The sequence below is a fragment of the Promicromonospora kroppenstedtii DSM 19349 genome, assembly GCF_000515355.1.
GTDB classification, from domain to species: Bacteria; Actinomycetota; Actinomycetes; order Actinomycetales; family Cellulomonadaceae; genus Promicromonospora; species Promicromonospora kroppenstedtii.
The window spans coordinates 1-1,804 of the sequence record NZ_KI911734.1; the positions used below are offsets into that span (position 1 = coordinate 1).

General features: G+C 72.3%; 3 protein-coding genes. 1 reads left to right on the forward strand and 2 read right to left on the reverse strand.

Annotated elements, in window-relative coordinates; translation table 11 throughout:
• Nucleotides 1–609 (forward strand): DUF6596 domain-containing protein (locus PROKR_RS35840; RefSeq protein WP_036967482.1); only part of this gene is annotated, 609 nt, incomplete at its 5' end.
• Between the two features lie 99 nt (nucleotides 610–708).
• Here PROKR_RS35840 and greA read toward each other — a convergent pair.
• Together greA and PROKR_RS21950 are read right to left on the reverse strand one after the other, a co-directional pair.
• Entirely contained in the window at nucleotides 709–1,191 is a 483-nt protein-coding gene (gene greA / locus PROKR_RS21945; protein ID WP_020017013.1) for a transcription elongation factor GreA, read from the reverse strand.
• 202 nt (nucleotides 1,192–1,393) lie between these two features.
• On the reverse strand, nucleotides 1,394–1,804 hold a 411-nt coding region (locus PROKR_RS21950), incomplete at its 5' end, for a DUF4307 domain-containing protein (protein WP_051433235.1).

Here is a 1,804-nt window from a genome sequence, read left to right on the forward strand (position 1 = left end):
GCGCTGGGCGACGACGCGGTCCGCGCCGCCCGGCTGGTGGCCCGGCTGCTGCCCGACGAGCCCGAGGCGACGGGCCTGCTCGCGCTGCTCCTGCTGCAGTACTCCCGGCGGGAGGCGCGCCTGGACCTGGACGGCGTGCCCGTGGTGCTGGACGAGCAGGACCGCTCGCTCTGGCGCGAGGACGAGATCGCCGAGGGCCTGGCCGTGCTGGACGGCGCGCTCGCGACCCGCCGCCCGGGCCCGTACCAGGTGCAGGCGGCGATCGCGGCCCTGCACGCGCGAGCGGAGACTGCCGACGACACGGACTGGGAGGAGATCACGGCCCTCTACGACGTGCTCCTGGACATGACGCGCTCGCCGGTGGTGGCGCTGAACCGGGCGGTCGCGGTGGGCAGGCTGCGGGGGTCCGAGGCCGGCCTGATCGTGCTCGACGAGGTCGCCGCCGCACCCGAGCTGGCGACGTACCACTTGCTCCCCGCGGTGCGGGCCGACCTGCTGCTCCGGGCCGGGCGAAAGGACGAGGCCGCCGCGGAGTACCGGCGGGCGCTCGCCCAGGTGGACCGTGAGGGCGACCGGAAGCTTCTGCGCCGTCGTCTCGCGGACCTGTAGCGGGCCGGTCGGCCGAGCCGTGAGACGCCGACGGGCCTCCCGGCCGTGCGGGTCACCGGGGTGATCCGCACGGCCGACAGGCCCGTCGGGGGTGGTTCGTCAGCCCTGGAAGGGCTTCGCGCCCGTGATCTCCACGGGGATGTCGCGCCCGTTCGGCGCGTGGTAGCTCGTCTTCGCGCCGATCGACTTGCCGTCGATGGCGGCGCCGAGCGGCGACGTCGGCGAGTAGACGTCGAGGTCGGTGGACCCCGCCATCTCGCGCGAGCCGAAGAGGAAGCTCATCTCGTCGCCGGCGACGATGGCGGTCACGACCATGCCGGGCTCGACCTTGCCGTCGTCCGCGGGGGTGCCGACGTGGACGTTGCGCAGCTTCTCGGTGAGCTCGAGGATGCGTGCCTCGTTCTTCGCCTGCTCCTCACGAGCGGCGTGGTACCCGCCGTTCTCCTTGAGATCGCCCTCGTCACGGGCAGCGGCGATACGCTCGGTGATCTCCGACCGGTAAGGGCCGGAGAGATGCTCCAGCTCGGCCTTGAGCTTGTCGTGCGCCTCCTGGGTGAGCCAGGTGACAGAGGTGTCAGCCACGGGGGCTCTCCTTTCGTTGCTCGTTCGAGCCACAGTTTTGGCAGCGCGCAAGTTCCCGGCCGACGAGCGGATCGGGCACGCGCGCCAGCCGGTCAACACAGCGTGTGAAACGACGAGAATACCAATGACGAGGAAAGACGTGCCAAGACTTTCCCCGGTTCCGCTGTGAGCGGACGGTGTACGTATTCCCGAGGACGAATCGTCAGCGCTGGTCGCAGTGGTCGACGACGCCCGTGGTCGCCAGCTCCGTCGTGGCGATCGTCACCGACTGCCGGGTGGTCCGGCCCGGTTCCGGGCCGACCTCGACGTCGACCGCGCCGACCTCGGCGAAGTTGCGGCTCAGGGCGGTGACCGTGCACACGGCCTCGGTCCCGGGCGGCATGCTGACGTCGAACGTCACCCGCACCTCCTCGGGGCTCTCCACCGAGAAGCCGACGTCCACGAAGGTCACGGGCTCGCGCTGGGTGTCCACGACGGTGAACCACGCCGCGATCGCGACACCGGCGGCCAGCGCCAGGCCCACCGCGATCCGCGCGCCCACCGACAGCTTGGGCCGCGGCCGGACGCCGTCGCCCTCGTCCCACGGGTCGTCCTGGCCGGGGTGGCCGGCCCG